19 protein-coding genes and 1 tRNA gene are annotated in these 19,044 nt (G+C 40.9%); all 20 read left to right on the forward strand.

Going from position 1 to position 19,044, the window contains the following annotated elements:
* Positions 1-198: 198 nt before the first annotated feature.
* The 20 genes from ylxM (at position 199) to JQM82_RS16310 (ending at position 18,857) form a co-directional block, all read left to right on the forward strand.
* Entirely contained in the window at positions 199-543 is a 345-nt protein-coding gene (gene ylxM, locus JQM82_RS08690) for a YlxM family DNA-binding protein (RefSeq protein ID WP_235249742.1), read from the forward strand.
* Between the two features lies 1 nt (position 544).
* Entirely contained in the window at positions 545-1,897 is a 1,353-nt protein-coding gene (ffh, locus tag JQM82_RS08695) for a signal recognition particle protein (RefSeq protein ID WP_235249743.1), read from the forward strand.
* A 72-nt stretch (positions 1,898-1,969) separates the two neighbouring features.
* Positions 1,970-2,215: a 30S ribosomal protein S16 gene (gene rpsP / locus JQM82_RS08700; RefSeq protein ID WP_235249744.1), complete on the forward strand. Its 246-nt coding sequence runs from the start codon at positions 1,970-1,972 to the stop codon at positions 2,213-2,215.
* Between the two features lie 24 nt (positions 2,216-2,239).
* Positions 2,240-2,470, forward strand: coding sequence for a KH domain-containing protein (locus JQM82_RS08705; RefSeq protein WP_235249745.1), 231 nt, complete (start codon positions 2,240-2,242; stop codon positions 2,468-2,470).
* Between the two features lie 99 nt (positions 2,471-2,569).
* Positions 2,570-3,076 (forward strand): ribosome maturation factor RimM, encoded by a 507-nt coding sequence (gene rimM / locus JQM82_RS08710; protein ID WP_235249746.1) that lies wholly within the window; start codon positions 2,570-2,572, stop codon positions 3,074-3,076.
* A 13-nt stretch (positions 3,077-3,089) separates the two neighbouring features.
* Entirely contained in the window at positions 3,090-3,854 is a 765-nt protein-coding gene (trmD, locus tag JQM82_RS08715) for a tRNA (guanosine(37)-N1)-methyltransferase TrmD (protein ID WP_235249747.1), read from the forward strand.
* A 138-nt stretch (positions 3,855-3,992) separates the two neighbouring features.
* Positions 3,993-4,340 carry a 50S ribosomal protein L19 gene (gene rplS, locus JQM82_RS08720; RefSeq protein WP_235249748.1) on the forward strand — a complete coding sequence of 116 codons (348 nt, stop codon included), beginning with the start codon at positions 3,993-3,995 and terminating at the stop codon, positions 4,338-4,340.
* Positions 4,341-4,413: 73 nt separating this feature from the next.
* Complete coding sequence (lepB, locus tag JQM82_RS08725) at positions 4,414-5,073, forward strand: signal peptidase I (RefSeq protein ID WP_235249750.1); 660 nt, start codon at positions 4,414-4,416, stop codon at positions 5,071-5,073.
* 5 nt (positions 5,074-5,078) lie between these two features.
* The gene (gene ylqF / locus JQM82_RS08730) at positions 5,079-5,930 is read left to right on the forward strand and encodes a ribosome biogenesis GTPase YlqF (RefSeq protein ID WP_235249751.1); all 852 of its coding nucleotides are present in this window, start codon (positions 5,079-5,081) and stop codon (positions 5,928-5,930) included.
* Positions 5,931-5,966: 36 nt separating this feature from the next.
* The gene (gene lepB / locus JQM82_RS08735; RefSeq protein ID WP_235249752.1) at positions 5,967-6,536 is read left to right on the forward strand and encodes a signal peptidase I; all 570 of its coding nucleotides are present in this window, start codon (positions 5,967-5,969) and stop codon (positions 6,534-6,536) included.
* Positions 6,529-7,188 (forward strand): ribonuclease HII, encoded by a 660-nt coding sequence (locus JQM82_RS08740; protein WP_235249753.1) that lies wholly within the window; start codon positions 6,529-6,531, stop codon positions 7,186-7,188. The genes lepB (JQM82_RS08735) and JQM82_RS08740 overlap by 8 nt, the downstream gene beginning before the upstream one ends.
* 30 nt (positions 7,189-7,218) lie before the next feature.
* Positions 7,219-7,584: a YraN family protein gene (locus tag JQM82_RS08745; protein ID WP_235249754.1), complete on the forward strand. Its 366-nt coding sequence runs from the start codon at positions 7,219-7,221 to the stop codon at positions 7,582-7,584.
* 11 nt (positions 7,585-7,595) lie between these two features.
* Complete coding sequence (gene pgeF / locus JQM82_RS08750) at positions 7,596-8,435, forward strand: peptidoglycan editing factor PgeF (RefSeq protein ID WP_235249755.1); 840 nt, start codon at positions 7,596-7,598, stop codon at positions 8,433-8,435.
* 50 nt (positions 8,436-8,485) lie between these two features.
* Entirely contained in the window at positions 8,486-9,367 is an 882-nt protein-coding gene (locus tag JQM82_RS08755; RefSeq protein ID WP_235249756.1) for a mechanosensitive ion channel family protein, read from the forward strand.
* A 117-nt stretch (positions 9,368-9,484) separates the two neighbouring features.
* Positions 9,485-9,557: transfer RNA gene (locus tag JQM82_RS08760), tRNA-Thr, on the forward strand.
* A 187-nt stretch (positions 9,558-9,744) separates the two neighbouring features.
* Positions 9,745-10,422: a GTP pyrophosphokinase gene (locus JQM82_RS08765; protein WP_235249758.1), complete on the forward strand. Its 678-nt coding sequence runs from the start codon at positions 9,745-9,747 to the stop codon at positions 10,420-10,422.
* Positions 10,423-10,579: 157 nt separating this feature from the next.
* On the forward strand, positions 10,580-15,286 hold the full coding sequence (locus JQM82_RS08770; RefSeq protein ID WP_235249759.1) for a SpaA isopeptide-forming pilin-related protein: 4,707 nt from the start codon (positions 10,580-10,582) through the stop codon (positions 15,284-15,286).
* Between the two features lie 65 nt (positions 15,287-15,351).
* Positions 15,352-16,872, forward strand: coding sequence for an isopeptide-forming domain-containing fimbrial protein (locus tag JQM82_RS08775; RefSeq protein ID WP_235249760.1), 1,521 nt, complete (start codon positions 15,352-15,354; stop codon positions 16,870-16,872).
* A 158-nt stretch (positions 16,873-17,030) separates the two neighbouring features.
* Positions 17,031-17,858: a class C sortase gene (locus tag JQM82_RS08780; protein WP_235249761.1), complete on the forward strand. Its 828-nt coding sequence runs from the start codon at positions 17,031-17,033 to the stop codon at positions 17,856-17,858.
* Between the two features lie 33 nt (positions 17,859-17,891).
* Positions 17,892-18,857 carry a Cna B-type domain-containing protein gene (locus JQM82_RS16310; RefSeq protein ID WP_235249762.1) on the forward strand — a complete coding sequence of 322 codons (966 nt, stop codon included), beginning with the start codon at positions 17,892-17,894 and terminating at the stop codon, positions 18,855-18,857.
* Positions 18,858-19,044: the final 187 nt, after the last annotated feature.

Consider the following 19,044-nt stretch of genomic DNA (forward strand, 5'->3'; position numbering starts at 1 on the left):
TGTTCGTTCATTCGAAGTTCAACCTTTCTGATAATAATTCCTCCCATCAGCTTAATGAGAGTATCATACCACATTCGGGACATTTTTCTTTGTGGTATATTAGGACAATATCAAAAATGGTTTATAAATTTCCCGGGTGTAAAGAAAAAATACTTGACACCTGATGGGATTTGGTATATGATATCACAGGTGAAGGAAATGAATGAAATATTAGAACAGGCTTTACTGTATGATTTCTATGGAGAACTTCTTACAGAACATCAAAAAGAAGTGTATGAACAGTTTATACTGGAAGACTTATCGCTGGGAGAGATCGCGAAAGAAGAAGGAATCAGCCGTCAGGGAGTACACGATCTGATCAAACGCTGTTCCCAGTCTTTGCGTGGATATGAAGAAAAGCTTCATCTGGTGGAGAAGTTCGTAGCAATCAAAGAAAAAGTAAAGACAATTGATGAGTTGCTGGATGGATATGAGGAACGGCCGACAGAAGAACTGGTAGCCGATATCCGAAAGATATCCGATGCAATTATAGAGGAGTTATAGAATGGCATTTGACAGCTTGACAGAAAAACTTCAGAATATATTTAAGAACTTAAGAAGTAAAGGCCGTCTGACCGAAGAAGATGTAAAAGAGGCTCTCAAGGAGATTAAGAGAGCACTTCTTGCAGCGGATGTCAACTTCAAGGTTGTAAAAGATTTTATTAAAAATGTTCAGGAAAGAGCAATTGGTCAGGATGTAATGAATGGCCTGAATCCGGGGCAGATGGTCATCAAGATCGTGAATGAAGAGCTGGTGAAGCTCATGGGATCAGAGACGACCGAGATCAAACTTCAGCCAGGAAGTGCAATCACCGTCATCATGATGGCAGGTCTTCAGGGAGCAGGTAAGACAACGACTACCGCAAAACTGGCGGGAAAATATAAATTAAAAGGCAAAAAACCACTTCTGGTCGCATGTGATGTGTATCGACCGGCAGCGATCAAGCAGCTGCAGGTAAATGGTGAAAAGCAGGGTGTGGAAGTATTTTCCATGGGAGAGAATCATAAACCTGCGAATATTGCGAAAGCAGCCATTGAGCATGCACAGAAGAACGGCAATAACATTGTAATCCTCGATACAGCCGGACGTCTTCATGTAGATGAGGACATGATGGCAGAACTTCAGGAAATCAAGGATACCGTAACCGTACATCAGTCAATTCTTGTAATTGATGCCATGACAGGTCAGGACGCAGTCAATGTTGCAAAAGAGTTTAATGAAAAAGTCGGCATTGACGGTGTGATTGTGACAAAGCTGGATGGCGATACGCGAGGCGGTGCTGCTCTGTCTGTAAAGGCAGTTACAGGAAAACCGATCTTGTATGTTGGTATGGGAGAAAAGCTTTCGGATCTGGAACAGTTCTATCCGGATCGTATGGCATCCAGAATCCTTGGTATGGGTGATGTGCTTTCTCTGATTGAAAAGGCAGAAGCTGAGATTGATGAAGAAAAAGCAAAGCAGATGACCCAGAAACTGAAGAAAAATCAGTTTGATTTTGATGATTATCTGGAAAGCATTAAACAGATGAAGAATATGGGCGGTCTTGGCAATGTGATGAGCATGCTCCCCGGTATGGGAATGGGAGGCCTTGGCAAGATGAAAGGTCTGGATGATGAACAGACAGCTCAGGCAGAAAAGAAAATGGCAAGAATGGAAGCAATGATCTATTCCATGACGCCAAAGGAAAGAAGCAATCCGGATATCTTAAACCCATCCAGAAAGCATCGAATCGCAAAAGGAGCCGGTGTGGATATCAGCGAAGTAAACCGCATGGTAAAGCAGTTTGGCGAGATGAAAAAGATGATGAAGATGATGGGAAAAGGCGGCAAGAAAAACAGATTCCGCTTGCCGTTCTAACTATGATATATCGCGAAAATCGCGTTATATAGATAAATGAAAAAATAAACATATTTATGGAGGTAATGTAACATGGCAGTAAAAATGAGATTAAGAAGAATGGGACAGAAGAAGGCTCCTTTCTATAGAATCATCGTGGCAGATTCCAGATCACCAAGAGATGGAAAGTTCATCGCTGAGGTTGGAACTTATGATCCGAACTGTGATCCAAGTGCAATCAGTGTTGATGAGGAAGCAGCTAAAAAATGGCTGGCAAACGGAGCACAGCCGACAGAGGCAGTTGCTAAGATCTTGAAAGCGGCAGGCATTGAAAAATAATCATGCCACTGGAGGTGTGAATCTATGAAAGAATTAGTTGAAGTCATTGCGAAAGCATTAGTTGACGACCCGGACAGCGTTGAGATCAGCGAACGGGTAGAAAAGAAAACGACAATTCTGGAAGTACACGTTGCTGACTCTGATATGGGAAAAGTAATTGGAAAACAGGGACGTATCGCGAAAGCAATCCGTTCTGTCGTAAAGGCAGCTGCTGCAAAGGAAGATAAGAAGGTAGTAGTTGATATTATGGATTAATGGATTACAGATATCAGCTGTAATGAAATGAGGTATCCGGGGACAGGTCCGATTTTGGTCTTGTCCCTTATCTATATCACGATATATGAAGGAGAAACTATGGAAGAATTGTTACAGGTTGGTGTGATTACATCCACGCACGGAGTACGCGGAGAGGTGAAAGTGTATCCGACTACGGACGATGCTGCTCGGTTTAAACAGTTAAAGCATGTCCTTCTTGACACAGGAAAAGAGACCTTGCCTTTGGAGATACAGGGAGTAAAGTTTTTTAAACAGTTTGTGATCCTGAAATTTAAAGGCTTTGATAATATAAATGACATTGAAAGATATAAGAGATGTCCGATTCTGGTAGAACGTTGCGATGCAGTCGAACTGGAGGAAGATGAATACTTTATTGCTGATATGATCGGCATGGCTGTAGAAACAGAGGATGGAAAAGAATTTGGCACGTTGAAAGATGTCATAGAGACGGGAGCCAATGATGTCTATGTGATCGATAGCGCAGAACACGGAGAAGTACTGGTTCCGGCTATTAAAGAATGTATTTTGGACGTCAATATCGAAGAGGGGAAAATGAAGATTCATCTGATGGATGGACTTGTATAGAAGAGGGCAAATTATGAATTTTTATATTATGACATTGTTCCCGGAGATGGTGATGGATGGACTGAATACCAGTATTATCGGGAGAGCGGTCAATAACGGACTGCTGTCAATTGAAGCAGTCAATATCCGGGATTATGCATTTAACAAGCATAACAGTGTGGATGATTATCCATATGGCGGCGGAGCGGGAATGCTGATGCAGGCAGAGCCGGTATATCAGTGCTATAAAGCCCTGAGCGAGAAGATTGCAGAGCGTGCGAAGGAAGAGAATGAAGCAGAGACCGTAAAAAAGTCTCGGGTAATCTATCTCTCACCACAGGGAAAGACATTTAACCAGGGGATGGCAGAGGAATTTGCCAAAGAAGAGGATCTGGTATTCCTGTGTGGCCATTATGAAGGAATCGACGAACGTGTGCTGGAAGAGATTGTGACAGATTATGTATCTATCGGTGATTATGTGCTGACAGGCGGAGAGCTTCCTGCGATGATTATGGTAGATTGTATCTCCCGTCTGGTGCCGGGAGTACTTCACAATGATGTATCTGCTGAATTTGAAAGTTTTCAGGATAACCTGCTGGAATATCCGCAGTATTCCAGACCGGAAGTATGGCATGAGAAACGGGTGCCGGAGATATTGCTGTCCGGACATCACGCTAATATTGAAAAGTGGCGAAGAGAGCAGTCGGTCATACGTACAGCAAAGAATCGGCCAGATCTGTTGGAAAAAGCAGAACTTACACCACAGGAGAAAAAAATGGTGGAAGATCTGTCAGAATAAAAAATCTGGATATTCGTCAGAAAAACCTTGCAAATAGATGATAGATATGATAATATATAGTACGTTGTGAAGATAATAGATGGTCCTCTGGTACGAATTGTATTAAGAACATCCAAGTAAACAAGGAGGTCACACATCATGAACGATATCATTAAGAACATCGAAGCAGAGCAGTTAAAAGAACAGGCTCCGGAGTTTCACGTTGGCGATACTGTAAAAGTATACGGAAAGATCAAAGAAGGAAACCGTGAAAGAGTTCAGGTTTTTGAAGGAACAGTCCTTAAGAGACAGGGCGGCGGAGCAAGAGAAACATTTACAGTTAGAAAGAATTCTAACGGAATCGGCGTTGAAAAGACATGGCCGCTGCATTCTCCAAACGTAGAGAAGGTTGAAGTAGTAAGAAGAGGTAAAGTAAGAAGAGCAAAACTGAACTACTTAAGAGACCGCGTTGGTAAGAAAGCAAAAGTAAAAGAATTAGTAAGATAGTAAAATTGTAAACAAAGAAGGAAAAAGGACAACTACATAATGTAATTGTCCTTTTCTGATATAAGGGGAATCTATGAGACACAGACGAAAGGAACTGGATTTCAACAGGAAAAGGCGGAAAGTCAATGCATATAACAGGCGTCGTCGAAAAGGAATAGGGAAGATAAAAAGACCGAGAAAAAAGTTTCATCTGAATCTGGAATATCTGGCGGTTGTCGGAAGATGGATATTTAAAATTGCAGTTACCTGTCTTCTGGCGTTTGTTGCAGTGTGGTATTTTGGACAGAGTGTCAGTACAGTGGGGGATTCCATGAGTCCGGTACTCAGTAATGCAGATGTAGTGCTGACGAATCGGATTCTGTATAATGCTTCTTCTCCCAGGAGAGGAGATATCATCGTCTTTAAGCCAAAGGGCAATGAAAATGCTCATTACTATATTAAAAGAATTATCGGTCTTCCGGGAGAGACGGTGGAGATCATAGAGAACAATGTATATATAGACGGTGAAAAACTGGAAGAAGATTACGCAACATCAGAAATGGGAGATGTCGGAATTGCGGATGAAAAGATAGAACTTGCCGGTGACGAGTATTTTGTGCTCGGGGATAACCGTGAGAGCAGTGAGGACAGCAGAAATGCAGATATCGGCAACGTTAAGCGGGAATATATATACGGAAAAGCGTGGTTTGTAGTATCCCCGAGAAAACATTTTGGATTCATAAGTAAGGAGTAATAATTATGCATTTTCAATGGTACCCGGGTCATATGACCAAGGCAAAACGTATGATGCAGGAGAATATTAAGCTGATTGATCTGGTAATAGAACTTGTGGATGCGAGAGTACCGGTAAGCAGCAGAAACCCGGACATCGATGAAATTGGGAAGAATAAAGCGAGACTGATCCTGCTGAATAAAGCGGATCTTGCAGAAGACAGATGGAATGATGCATGGATGGAGTATTTTCGTGAAAAAGGATTTTCTGTGGTAAAAGTGAATTCCAAAAAAGGCGGAGGAGTGAAATCCATTCACAGTGTGATTCAGGAAGCGTGTAAAGAAAAGATTGAGAGAGACAGAAAACGTGGGATTTTAAACAGGCCGGTTCGAGCTATGGTTGTTGGTATTCCGAATGTGGGCAAGTCTACATTTATTAATGCACTGGCGGGAAAAAGCTGTGCAAAAACAGGAAATAAGCCGGGCGTCACGAAGGGAAAGCAATGGATACGTCTGAATAAAAACGTAGAACTTCTGGATACGCCAGGAATCCTGTGGCCTAAATTTGAGGATCAGAGCGTTGGATTGAAACTGGCATTTATCGGTTCGATCAAGGATGAAATCCTGCAGACGGAAGAACTTGCCGCAGAGTTGATCAAGTTCATGAATCAATCTTATCCGGGAGTGCTGGAAGAAAAATATAATGTCACTTCTGAAGAAGATGCATATGTGATGCTACGAGCGATCGCAGACAGCAGGCATTGTCTTCTAAAGGGGAATGAATTGGATACAGAAAAAGCTGCAGTATTGCTGCTGGATGATTTCCGTGGCGGACGCCTCGGGAGACTGACACTGGAATATCCACAGGAAGTGTGCTAGAATCGGGGGAGAAAGATTCATAAAGGGGATAATTATATGACAGAACATACAGAAAAAGAACAAGAAGAAAGAAGCATCTTACGCGAACTGGGTGGATGGATCGTGTATATCCTGATCATTATCGGCCTGACTTATCTGATCATTACATTTGTCGGTCAGAGAACCAGAGTGAGTGGGTCTTCGATGGAGACAACACTCAGTGATGGAGACAACCTGATCGTGGAAAAGATTTCCTATCGTTTTCGTGATCCAAAGCGCTATGATATCATAGTATTTCCTTATAAATATGAGAAAAATACATATTATATCAAGAGGATCATCGGTCTTCCGGGAGAAACGGTGCAGATTATCGACGGATATGTATATATTAATGGCGAACAGCTGACCAGCGATGTCTATGGTGCAGAAGTGATAGAGAATCCACAGACGGCGGCAGAACCTATAACGCTAGGAGAAGAAGAATACTTTGTGCTGGGCGATAACCGGAATCACAGTCAGGACAGTCGGGATCCCAGTGTCGGAGTTCTAAAAAAGGAAGATCTGATCGGAAGAGCCTGGGTGCGCATCTATCCTTTTGATGAGATGGGAGTGATCCGCCATGAATAAGAGGGAAGAGGAAAGGCTGCGAAAGCAGCAGGAAAAGCTGGAGAAGGAAATTGCACGTACAGAGGCAATGAGTGTGTATGAAAGGGAATACAGTCATTATGCCACTATATGTGGAATAGATGAAGTGGGCAGGGGACCGCTTGCAGGGCCGGTTGTGGCAGGAGCGGTGATCCTGCCCAAAGACAATCCGATCCTGTATCTGAATGACTCCAAAAAATTGTCAGAGAAAAAGAGAGAAGCGTTATACGATGAGATTATGGAGCATGCAGTGGCAACGGGAATTGGAATTGTCGGTCCTGCGAGAATTGATGAGATCAATATCCTGCAGGCAACCTATGAGGCTATGCGTATGGCCATTGAGAATCTGAAGGTCAGACCGGATCTGCTCTTAAATGATGCTGTGACGATCCCGGAGGTGGATATTCCTCAGGTGCCTATCATCAAAGGAGATGCCAAGAGTGTGTCCATCGCGGCGGCGAGCATCATCGCAAAGGTTACCAGGGATCGGATGATGGTGGAATATGATCAGATCATTCCGGGATATGATTTTGCAAGCAATAAAGGGTATGGAACAAAGGCTCATATTGCGGGTCTGAAAGAGCACGGGCCTTCGCCGATCCACAGAAGGACATTTATAAAGAACTTTATATAAAACTGTACAGACAACAGAAGGAGTGTGTGCATGAATGCACGTCGATATAATAAGCGCAGTATAGGTGCTGAATACGAGAAGAGGGCAGGAAACTATCTGAAAACACTTGGATATGAGATTCTGGAATATAACTATCGATGCAAGATGGGAGAAGTCGATATCGTAGCGAGAGATGGTGAATATCTGGTATTCTGTGAGGTGAAGTATCGTACGGATGAACGGAAAGGACATCCGGCAGAGGCAGTCGGATTCGGGAAGCAGAAAGTACTGTCAAAGTGTGCACTGGCATATCTTATGATGCATGGGCTGGCGGACGTGGCGTGCAGATTTGATGTAATCAGCATTGAAGGGGATAAGTTCACACTTTATCAGAATGCATTTGACTATATCGGATAAGGAGATGTGTGATGAGTCTGGGATTGATCTATAAAAACAATGAACATATATTGGATGAAAAGGAAGAAAACGGAGTTCCCTTCCTTTCGTATCCAATGCTGGAAAAAACGGGAGTTGTATATCATGGCTTTTCCACTAGACTTGGCGGAGTCAGTAAGGGGCCGTGTGCAACGATGAATATCAGTACGACCAGAGGAGATGATCCGCAGGCGGTTGCTGAGAACTGCAGAAGAATCGCGGCGGCGATCGGAGTGCGGGCAGAAGATCTGACATATACACACCAGACACATACTACTAATGTGGCTGTGGTAAAGGAACAGGATCGCGGGAGACGGTTCATGGAAACAGATGGACTGGTAACGAATGTGCCGGGAATCTGTCTGGTTACATTCTATGCGGATTGTGTTCCGCTGTATTTTGTGGATCCGGTGAAAAAAGTGATCGGCCTGAGCCATTCCGGATGGAGAGGAACGGTTCATAAGATGGGAAAAGTAACGGTAGAGACAATGAGCCGTGAGTATGGCACGGATCCGAAAGATATCTATGCGGCAATCGGACCGTCCATCTGTCAGGACTGTTATGAGGTCAGTGAAGATGTGATTGATGAATTTCGGAAACATTTTGAACAGAAGCTCTGGCCGGAATTATTTTACCGAAAAGAAAATGGAAAGTATCAACTGAATCTGTGGAAAGCCAATGAAGCAGTGTTGACTGAAGCGGGGATCCCGAAGCAGCAGATTGCTGTGACGAATGTCTGCACACACTGCAACCCGGAGATTCTGTTTTCACACCGGGCGACCGGTAATAAAAGAGGAAATTTGAGTGCATTTCTGGCTTTAAAAGAGGAATAAAAAGCGAACGACAGAAAAATGATAAGACTTGAAAAGAGGAGAAAGCTGATATGGATACAACAAGCGTAGAGGAAATGACGCAGGAAACAACAGAAGAAATTAACGCTTTTTTGCAGTATTTTCATAATAATACAGGAAACCTGATCGGATTCGGACTAAAAGTGGTATATGCGATTATCATCTTTATCATCGGACGTTATCTGATCAAATGGGTGAGAAAGATTGTGAAATCTGCTTTTGCCCGCTCCAGTGCAGATGCAGGCGTTGCCACATTCGTAGACTCATTGTTGAAGTTTGGTCTATATGCGATTCTGATCTTCACAATCGCAACGAAGTTTGGAGTGGATACGGCCTCCGTAGCCGCAATCATAGCATCAGCCGGCGTTGCAGTGGGTCTGGCATTGCAGGGAAGCCTGTCAAACTTTGCCGGCGGTGTTCTGATTCTGATGCTGAAGCCGTTTGTAGTCGGGGATTATATTATAGAAGACAATCATAAAAATGAAGGAACCGTAAAAGAGATACAGCTCTTTTACACGAAGCTTACCACGATTGACAATAAGACGGTTATTATACCGAATGGCATGTTGACGAACAACAGTCTGACCAATGTCACAGAGAAGGATGAACGATGCCTGGAACTGAAGTTCGGAATCTCTTATGATTCAGATCTGCGCAAAGCGAAAGAAGTGGCAAGGCGTCTGCTTGATCAGGAGGACCGGATCATGAAAGACAAAGATATACGGATTTTTGTGGATGAGCTTGCAGCAAGTTCCGTCGTGATCGGAATGCGTGCCTGGGTAAGTACAGAAGAATACTGGAACGTAAAGTGGAAGCTGCAGGAAGAGATCAAGCTTGCCATGGATGCAGAAGGAATTGAGATTCCATATCAGAAGCTGGATGTTCATGTAAAAGAAAACCGTGTAAAGCCTTAATCATTTACAAGGCTTTACACGGTAGCCTGAAGGCAATAAAAATAAAATTTCTATTGACAAAATATATTGGTACGGGTATACTTTAACACGTACGGAAAAAAAGTACATACATTTCATGCTGGAATAGCTCAGTCGGTAGAGCACTTCACTCGTAATGAAGGGGTCGTCGGTTCAAGTCCGATTTCCAGCTTAAGCACAATCCCAAAATACGGGGTTGTGTTTTTTTTGGGGGAATTTTACAGAACCAGGATAGTTGAGATGTGGATTTTACGATATAATAGAATATACAGAGACAGCTGATTTTTCCGAATAGTGAGAACATGCTTGATCATAAAGTATATATAGAACATAAAATGTATATAGAACAGGAAGGAATCGTGATCAAAAGAATGAAGCAGGAAAAAAAGAAACAGGAAATAACAAAAGATATCAAACAAGAAATTGAACAGATTGCCCATGATATGGAACATGAGAAGTATGAACTTCGATACCAGTATGTGGTGGGTATCCTTGAAGCGAAGATCAATATCATCAATGAGCAGCTGTCGCGGGAATATCACAGGGAGATCATCCGTGACGTCAACAGTAGACTGAAGAAACCGGACAGCATTCATGCGAAGCTGGTACGTAAAGGGTACGAGACAAATTTTGCTACCGCAAAAAAGAAATTGAATGACCTGATCGGGATACGGATCATCTGCCTGTTTCAGGATGATATATACAGAGTGGCAGAAATGCTGGAAAAACAGCAGGATCTGGAAATTGTTAAGATCAAAGATTATATAGAAAGTCCGAAAAAGAATGGCTACATGAGCCTTCACCTGATCGTTGACCTGCCAATCTATCTGGGAGATAAAAAAGAAACGAAGCGGGCAGAGATTCAGATCCGGACAACGGCGATGGATTTCTGGTCCGTACTCGATTATCAGATGATCTATAAAAAAGACGTAAAAGGCGCAGAAGAGGCAGCGAAAGAACTGAAAGGCTATTCGGAAGAAATCGCTGCGCTTGACCGTAAGATGGTCAAGCTTCGGGAAAAGATTGCAAGAATATAGTATAGCTGCAGTACATTAATAGCAAATAATATTAACAAAAGACTGTTAAAAATATGAAAAAAATGTGTGAAAAAAATATGAAATATGGTATAATAATACAAATATGGGAATGATTATAAATAAAGGATAGAGAAACTAAGGAAAAGGAGGTGCCGGGATGAGTTCTTCATTAACAAATCACACAAAAAATGCTCTCCAAAAACATAAAAGGAAGAAAAGGTGGCAGAAAGTTTTAAGTGTGCTGGCTGCAGTTGTTGTGTTTGTAACGACATATATGTTGATCCTTCCGGCAATAACACTGGAAAATAATGTAGTCTGCGGAAAGGAAGAACATACACATACAGAGGATTGCTATACAATAAAACCAGAAACAAAGGAACTTACCTGTACATTAGAATCCTTGGAACTCCACAAACATACGAGTGCTTGTTATGATGCAGAGAAAAATCTGATTTGTGGAATTGCAGATTATGTAGTGCATACACATGATGAGAATTGTTATGATGAAACTGGAAAACTTATCTGTGTATTGGCTGAGATTAAAGAACATCAGCATACAGATTCTTGCTATAGTGATGGAGAGTTGATTTGTGCCGAGCAAGAGGTTGCTCTTCATGAACATACGGCTGCATGTTATGATGAAACTGGTATTTTGATTTGTGGAATGCTTGAAACAAAAGAACATCAGCATACAGATGATTGTTTTAATACGACATTGGAAATAAAAGAATTAGTCTGCAAAAAAGAAGAACATCAGCATACGGAACAATGCTATGAAACAGAAGAAAAGAAGGTAGAAGGACAATCTGGTGAAACAGAAGATATTATACAAGAAAGTTCATTGCCAGTTGCAGAAGTTAATGCAGTAGAACGTTCGTACTCATTAATGTCAGGACGTTCGATTTCTGCTCTTCCAGAGAATCTTGGAGAGGATTTTGAACAATATATTACAGAAGTAACAGTTCAGAAGATTGTGAATGGTAACTGGACAGAGTCTACAGAGTTTAAGAACGGAGATCAAGTTCGTGTTACGCTAAATTATTCAATTCCGGCAGGAATTATTACAAGTACTTCTAAAACAATTCATTACCAACTCCCTGCTGGCGTGCTTCCTAATGAAAGCTTATCGGGACGTGTTTACTGGCAAGGTAAAGATGTTGGAGATTATTATATTGATGAGAGTGGAATGATTGTTATTATATTTGATGATTCGTTTGCTGAGGGTGGAGAAGCAATTGACGGTGATATTTATTTTGAAGGTACTGTTAGTTCCGACAATACAGGAGAAGATAAAGAAATCCAATTTGGCGGAGATGGAGGAACGATTATTATCAAGAAAGACGAGGAAGAACAACAGGCAGGCGATATTAATATAGATAAACAATCAACGATTAGCGAAGATAGAAATTCGATTACGTATAAGGTTACAATCGGAACAACCAATGGTACAGGAAAAGAAGTAAAATTTGAAGATTGGTTGACGAATGGTACTTTTAATAGTTATTCAATTGTAATTGAGAAAATAGATGCATCAGGTAATAGCTCTTCAATAACAGGAGTAACTCCGGTCATTGAAGCTAGCAATAATCAGCAACATTTGGTGATAGATGCATTGCAGGAATTGCAGAGCAATGAAACATATGTAATTACATATACAGTTACACCAGGAACCGCAGACAGTGATGGAAAGTTGTATGTTACAAATTATGCGTGTGCGAATGGTGCAAGTAAATGGAATGAAACAAAAGTGTCTGAAAAAGTAATAACAAAAAGTGGTTATTATGATGAAGATGCTGAAAAAATAACATGGACGGTTACGATTAATCCTGGAGGACAAAATCTGAATGGATATACATTGTCGGATACATTGGATGGAAATGAGCTAACCAATAAAACCGCAATATTAAAGAACGAAACAACTGGTACTTCAACGGAAATCTCTTTACCATATGTATTCAGTGAAGATACCACAGATGTATATTCATATACGATTGTTTATGAAACGGAAGTTTCTCATGATAGCAATACAGTGAATAATAGTGTCGAATTAAGTAACGGGACAGACCAGTCTTACTCAACTGGAAGTAATGTCGGAATAACTAAACGAGATTGGGGATTAAACAAAAGTAAAATAAGCGAGGAAAAAGATTCTGACGGAAATCAGAAATACAAATGGCAAACTAACATTACACTTCCAAATCAAAGTATTTCTAGTTTAGAGTCATTTGTTTATACAGACATGATACTTGGGGATGATGGACAGCAAAATGAAGATGTTCATTATGGAACAGTTGATGATATTTCAAACTTGATTTCGGAGACATTAACACTCCAGTATGTAGAATCAGGAGAGCAAAAGACTGTTTCATTTAAAAGTAATACAAACGAATTTGAAAAGTACTTTAAGTACGAAATAAAATTCTATAACACAACTGGATCAGAGGTTAGTGGTGAAAGCAGTAAAGTAACATCTTTTAAGATTACATTCATTCCTCAGAAAGACAACATAGAAGGAATTGTAGGAAAAACGATTTATTTTAATTATCCTACTACTGGGGTAACATCAAATGTTGCAGAAGGAACAACAATTACATTAAAAAATGTGGGAGAGATACCAAACCATAGTACGGAAGCATCTGTAAATTATACAAACCCACAGAGACTTCAAAAGGCAAGTTCAGGGACAGGATTTATGAATCCTCCAACGGAATTTGTATATGTAGGAAATGATTCTACTTGGAATGGTTTTAAGTCAGACGGTTCGTCTGTAGAACTTGATTCAGGTGATAGCGGAATGCTTTATTACCGACTAATAATAAGACCTGATAGTAATGATAGTGACATTGTTTTACAAGATATGTTGCCAGAAGGGGTTCACTATGTTGAGGAGAGCGGATATGCATTGTATTGCAGTGTTAATGATTCGGGTTTAACGGCAATATGGCCATCGGAAGGCGGACACGATCTAACAGTTGAAGATAATAAACCGACTTTTACTCAGCAAGATCACTTATTAACGATTAAACTTCCGGCTGGATTTAAAACAAATTGGCCGATTGCTATATTTTATGCAGTATCTATTGACAATGGAGCGATTCAAGGAGGAGAAATCAAGGATTTTGTAAATTCGGTTAGTTGGGGAGAAAGAAGTGCGTCAACTACAACAACAGTAACAAAAGAAAAAGAGATTGTGGCGAAGGTAGGAGAGCAACTTTCAACTACTGATGAAAGTGGAAATGTGGTTTGGCTGGATGAGGTTGAATACAATGTGGTGATTAATCCGACAAAGGATAATTTAGATATTAATAGCGATACTTTAACGTTGTATGATACATTGACATATTCTAATCTGGATGGGATATATCTGGATTTGTCAAATGTTCAACTTTATACATATGATCTAAATAATGCGGAAAATAATTATAAGGGAGAATTGATTGATTCGTCACGTTATCAGGTGGCTTATAATAATGTAGAAAGCGGAAAACAAGTGTTGACTGTTAAGCTTCCAGATGAATTAGCATGTGTGTTAACATACCGATATACTTATGATAAGGGATCAAGTGCTGTTGGAAGTATTCAAATAAATAATGAGGTGAATCTGGCAGGGAAAAGTAGCAAGGTTGAAAATCTTGAGTTGAAAGATAATATATCTGGAGCACATGTTAACAAAACGAAAATAAAAATATATAAAGTGGATAGCGAAGATTATTCAAAATTACTTCAGGGTGCGGAATTCCAGCTTTTAAGTTATCATAAACAAGGGGAAGAAGGATTTGAAAATGCTCCAGGATGGAAACCGCATACTCCTAATTTAGTGACGGATGAGAATGGGGAGTTTGTATTAGAAGCAGACAGTAGTGCAACTGCAGGTGAAGTGCTTCGAGAAAATACACTTTATAAATTGAAAGAAATAAGTGCTCCTAAAGGATATATTAAAACGGATAAAGAGTATTATTTTGTTTGGTTAAATGATAATCAGACATTAGAAACATTGTGGTGGTCTCTTAATGATGAGACAAGGACTGAAATTGGAGTTATGAATAATATTCAAGTACTTGGTAAAAATGGTGGAAATATCTATATACCAAATGAATATACCAGTATTGGAGTACAAAAAGTATGGCTTGACCAGAATGGAGTGGCAATTGATCCGGGAATCGATGAAATTCAAGTCCAGTTGATGCAAAATACAAAAGTTTCAGATGGATACCATGTTAAAATCCAGTTTAACTCTGCATATGGTAAAGAAATTAATATATGTGTAAAAAAAGGTACAAGCATTAAATTGACGGTTGAACAGCCTACGTGGGCAGTTGGGCAAGAGAATCAGTGGTATGTAACTAAGAATGATGAAAGATTTGAAAAGAAGAGTGAGATTGTAAAAGGGTGCCCTACAATAGAAACAAATGAAATTGTAGAAGACAATTGTACATTGATGGTATATGGTTATTTAGAGACAAACACTCCTGTTACAGTTGACTTCACTGACCCTGATTATATAGTTGGTGAATATGAAAAAGTGGGAGAACCCATACGATTAAATGATGAGAACCAATGGACATATGTGTGGGAAAACTTGCAGAAGCAGAATGAATCTGGGGAGGGGTTGTATTATTCGGTTGAAGAAATTACTGCAGTAAATGGGTATCTTACATCTTATACAAACAATAATGGAATTCAAGATGGAGAAATCGTAATCACAAACACAAAGGAAGAAAAAACAGATTTTACACTTCCAGAAACCGGTGGCTCCGGCACAATTAAATATATCATGGGAGGAATCCTGCTGATGCTGGCTTCTGCCCTTCTGTATATAAAACAACATTTAAAGGAGGGAAGAAGAAGGCATATCCGAAGATGATATGAGGGGTGGACACATCCAAAAAGAAAACTATTTCATGTATAAAAGATAAAGGAGGAAAAGAGATGAAACACATGAAAAAATTTGTCAGTTTATTACTGACAGCGGTTATGGTATTGGCAATGTCAATGACCGCATTTGCTGCAGATACCTATTCCATTACAATCAATAACTCAGCAGAAGGTCATACTTATGAAGCTTACCAGATTTTTACTGGTGATTTATCTGGAACTACACTTTCCAACATTGTATGGGGTTCCGGCGTATCTGAAGATGGAAAAACAGCTTTAGGCAATGCGGCAACGAAAGCTGAAAAGTTGAAAACAGAAGCGGATGCAAAAGCATTTGCAAAAGAAGTTGCTCCGTATCTTACAACTGCAGCTGGTTCTGCTAGTACTGTAACAGATGGTAAATATGAAATTTCTGGTCTTGCAGCAGGTTATTATCTGGTGAAAGATAAGGATGACTCTTTAACGAACAAAGATGATGCTTATACTTCTTACATTCTTAAGGTTGTAGGAAATATTGAGTTATCTCCAAAATCTGCGAAGCCAACAGTTGATAAGCAGGTATGGGATGAGATTGATGATGCAGAAGCAGGTGCCACAGATGGATGGGGAGAATCTGCTGACCATGCAATCAATGAATCTTTTCAGTTTAAATTAATTGCTAATCTGCCAGCAGATACTGATTTTAACGCATACGAGAAGTATAAAGTTATATTTACAGATACAATGTCTGAAGGTGTGACCTTTGAATCTATTGACAGTGTAACAGTTGATGGTGTCACTCTTGAAGCTGGTCAGTATTCTTGTACTGCAAATGCAAATCAGGCAGGAGGAAGTTGGACACTTACAATTGATGATATTAAGTCTATTTCAGAAGTAAATTTGACAGAGGGTGCTGATATAGTAGTTATTTATAATGCACATTTAAATGAAAATGCACAGGTAAATCACGCGTCTGGTACAACAACAAACAAAAATACAGTAGGTCTTCAATATTCTAATAATCCGAATGCTAGTGGTGAAGGAAATGAAGAATTAGGTAAGACTCCAGAAGATAGTGTATGGGTATTCACATATGAAGTAGATAACACGAAGGTTGATGCAACAGATTCTAAAAACAAAACACCATTAGCAGGTGCAGGTTTTAGGCTGTATGACTCTACAGGAACTACTGAAATTGGTTTGATTTATGATAAAACGTTAAGCGCATATCGTCCTGTGAAATCAGGAGAAACAGCAGTAGAAATGACATCTGCTGCTGATACTGGTGTATTCAATATAAAAGGTTTGGATGCTGGTACATATGTATTAAAAGAGACAACGGTTCCTGCAGGATATAATAAATGTGCTGATACAACTGTTGTGATTAAAGCTACACATTCAGAAAATGCAGATGGAACATCGGCAACAACAACATTAACATCTGATTCTAATGTTACAAATACTATTGAGAATAAGCAGGGTTCTACTCTTCCAGAGACTGGTGGTATGGGTACCACAATCTTCTACGTTCTTGGTACAATCCTTGTACTTGGTGCAGCAATCATGCTGATCACAAAGAGACGTATGAATAAATAATTTGCAAAGTATCCTGGTGTGTCAGAATGTTCTTCCTGGATTATCATGCAGATATGTTATGAAGAAGAACATTTGACACAGGGCAAAAGCGTTGTATAGCGGGATGGAGTATCGGGAATAACATGCTCTATCCCGGATACAACGGTAAGGAGAGTTTTATGAAGTGGGTCAAAAAGAATATTTCGACAATCATACTTGTGCTGATCTTTTTCGTAGGCCTGTCCTTACTGCTGTATCCGACAATCAGTGATTACTGGAATTCATTTCATCAGTCCAGGGCGATCGCGACTTATGCGGAAGCAGTGGCGGAGTTGGACGATGAAGATTATGAAAAGATGTGGCAGGAAGCGGAAGCATACAATCAGAAGCTTTCGTATCAACCGAACCGTTGGAACCTGACGGAAGAGGAAGAAGAAGAGTATAACCGTATTCTGGATGTTGGTGGAACTGGGATCATGGGATATATAGAGATCCCGGAGATCAAGGTATCTCTTCCAATTTATCATGGAACAGATGAAGGTGTTCTGCAGATTGCAGTAGGTCATATCCCAGGCTCTTCACTGCCGGTTGGTGGAATTGGAACTCACAGTGTGGTATCCGGACATCGAGGACTTCCGTCTGCCAAGTTATTTACCAATCTGGACGAACTGGATGAGGGAGATGTCTTCATGATCCGGGTGCTGGATGAGACACTGACCTATGAGGTGGATAAGATCAGTATTGTAGAACCGGACGATCTGACTGGTCTGGAGATTGATCCGGAACTGGATCTGTGTACACTGGTTACCTGTACACCTTATGGAGTGAATTCTCACCGGCTTTTGGTGCGCGGGCACCGTATCCCGAACCTGGAGGATGATTCGATCCGGGTGACGGCAGACGCCATGCAGGTGGATCGTTTGATCGTAGCATCAGCGATTGCAGTGCCGATTCTGCTGATACTGATCATCTGGGTGCTGGTACATTATCGGAAAAAGAAATCTTAAGCATAGATAAGAGGAGGAAAAGGAGGAGATAACGTGGATAGATGGAGCAGAAAACTACAGAAAAAGATTTTGCGGTTCTGTTGTGCTCTGGCTGCAGTGTTGCTTTTGCCGGCAACGGTATATGCAGCCGGTCAGAATGGCGATGTAGCAGAAGAGACGAGTCTGACGATACATTATGCTGCTGGAAAGAATCAGTTTTTGTTCTATAAAGTGGCAGCCTTTTCCGAGACAGGAGTTTTTTCGCTGGAAGCGCCATTTGACGGATATACGGATGAAATAGAAGAGTTGAATCATCTGGACAATCTGAATGCAGAAGGATGGAATGCATTGGCGACAACGCTGGATGGAATGGTACAGGATTTACAACCTGTATATCAGGAAGAGACCGATGAGAACGGAACACTTGTGATGAGTGGAATCCCGAAAGGATTGTACCTGATCATTGGTGAGACTACACAGGATGATCAGTATCTCTATACACCGTCTCCGATTCTTGTGACAGTGCCGAATCGAGATGAAGCAGGGAACTGGGTCTGCCATCCGGTAATTGAGCATACAAAGATCGGAAAAGAAGATCTTCACGGGGATCTGTCTGATTATTCTGTAGTAAAGATCTGGAAAGATACAGGATATGAGAAGAAGCGACCGGAAAGCATTAAGGTAGAGCTTTTGCAGGATGGAAAATCATATGAAACCGTAACTTTGAATCAGGAAAATAACTGGAAATACACCTGGGAAGATCTGGAGGCAGGTCATGAGTGGAAAGCAGTAGAACAGACGGTGCCGTCCGGATATACCATGACCAGCACACAGGAAGGAAAGACATTTATCATAACCAATACCTATAAGAAGCCGGGCACAACGGTTCCGACGGGTGGAGGTTCTAAACTTCCGCAGACCGGACAGTTGTGGTGGCCGGTGCCGATTCTGGTAATCCTGGGCATCCTGGCGATCCTGGTTGGCTATGTATGGCGCAGAAATCCGAATCGACAATCATAAAAGAAAGAGAACATAGGACTGTAGCATGACACTATTCTGCAACAGTCCTATCTTTATGCCGTGTGTCCAGCGAAGCTGGACCACACTTGCCGGTGTAAGTCCGGTCACGGTAATCGCCAGTGAGCCGTGTAGCTAAACTCAGTGCGTTGTAGTAATACAGGGTGCTAAGCGAGTGGATAAAGTAACC

It is taken from the genome of Faecalicatena contorta (assembly GCF_021531995.1).
Taxonomy (GTDB): domain Bacteria; phylum Bacillota; class Clostridia; order Lachnospirales; family Lachnospiraceae; genus Dorea_A; species Dorea_A contorta_A.

Bases quoted from the DNA above. Each gene is read 5' to 3' on its own strand.
- rpsP (WP_235249744.1), top strand. From the start codon at position 1,970: ATGGCAGTAAAAATGAGATTAAGAAGAATGGGACAGAAGAAGGCTCCT.
- trmD (WP_235249747.1), top strand. From the start codon at position 3,090: ATGAATTTTTATATTATGACATTGTTCCCGGAGATGGTGATGGATGGA.
- rimM (WP_235249746.1), top strand. From the start codon at position 2,570: ATGGAAGAATTGTTACAGGTTGGTGTGATTACATCCACGCACGGAGTA.
- JQM82_RS08775 (WP_235249760.1), top strand. From the start codon at position 15,352: ATGAAACACATGAAAAAATTTGTCAGTTTATTACTGACAGCGGTTATG.
- JQM82_RS08740 (WP_235249753.1), top strand. From the start codon at position 6,529: ATGAATAAGAGGGAAGAGGAAAGGCTGCGAAAGCAGCAGGAAAAGCTG.
- lepB (WP_235249752.1), top strand. From the start codon at position 5,967: ATGACAGAACATACAGAAAAAGAACAAGAAGAAAGAAGCATCTTACGC.
- pgeF (WP_235249755.1), top strand. From the start codon at position 7,596: ATGAGTCTGGGATTGATCTATAAAAACAATGAACATATATTGGATGAA.
- rplS (WP_235249748.1), top strand. From the start codon at position 3,993: ATGAACGATATCATTAAGAACATCGAAGCAGAGCAGTTAAAAGAACAG.
- JQM82_RS08745 (WP_235249754.1), top strand. From the start codon at position 7,219: ATGAATGCACGTCGATATAATAAGCGCAGTATAGGTGCTGAATACGAG.
- JQM82_RS08755 (WP_235249756.1), top strand. From the start codon at position 8,486: ATGGATACAACAAGCGTAGAGGAAATGACGCAGGAAACAACAGAAGAA.
- JQM82_RS08705 (WP_235249745.1), top strand. From the start codon at position 2,240: ATGAAAGAATTAGTTGAAGTCATTGCGAAAGCATTAGTTGACGACCCG.
- ffh (WP_235249743.1), top strand. From the start codon at position 545: ATGGCATTTGACAGCTTGACAGAAAAACTTCAGAATATATTTAAGAAC.
- ylxM (WP_235249742.1), top strand. From the start codon at position 199: ATGAATGAAATATTAGAACAGGCTTTACTGTATGATTTCTATGGAGAA.
- JQM82_RS08780 (WP_235249761.1), top strand. From the start codon at position 17,031: ATGAAGTGGGTCAAAAAGAATATTTCGACAATCATACTTGTGCTGATC.
- lepB (WP_235249750.1), top strand. From the start codon at position 4,414: ATGAGACACAGACGAAAGGAACTGGATTTCAACAGGAAAAGGCGGAAA.
- JQM82_RS08770 (WP_235249759.1), top strand. From the start codon at position 10,580: ATGAGTTCTTCATTAACAAATCACACAAAAAATGCTCTCCAAAAACAT.
- ylqF (WP_235249751.1), top strand. From the start codon at position 5,079: ATGCATTTTCAATGGTACCCGGGTCATATGACCAAGGCAAAACGTATG.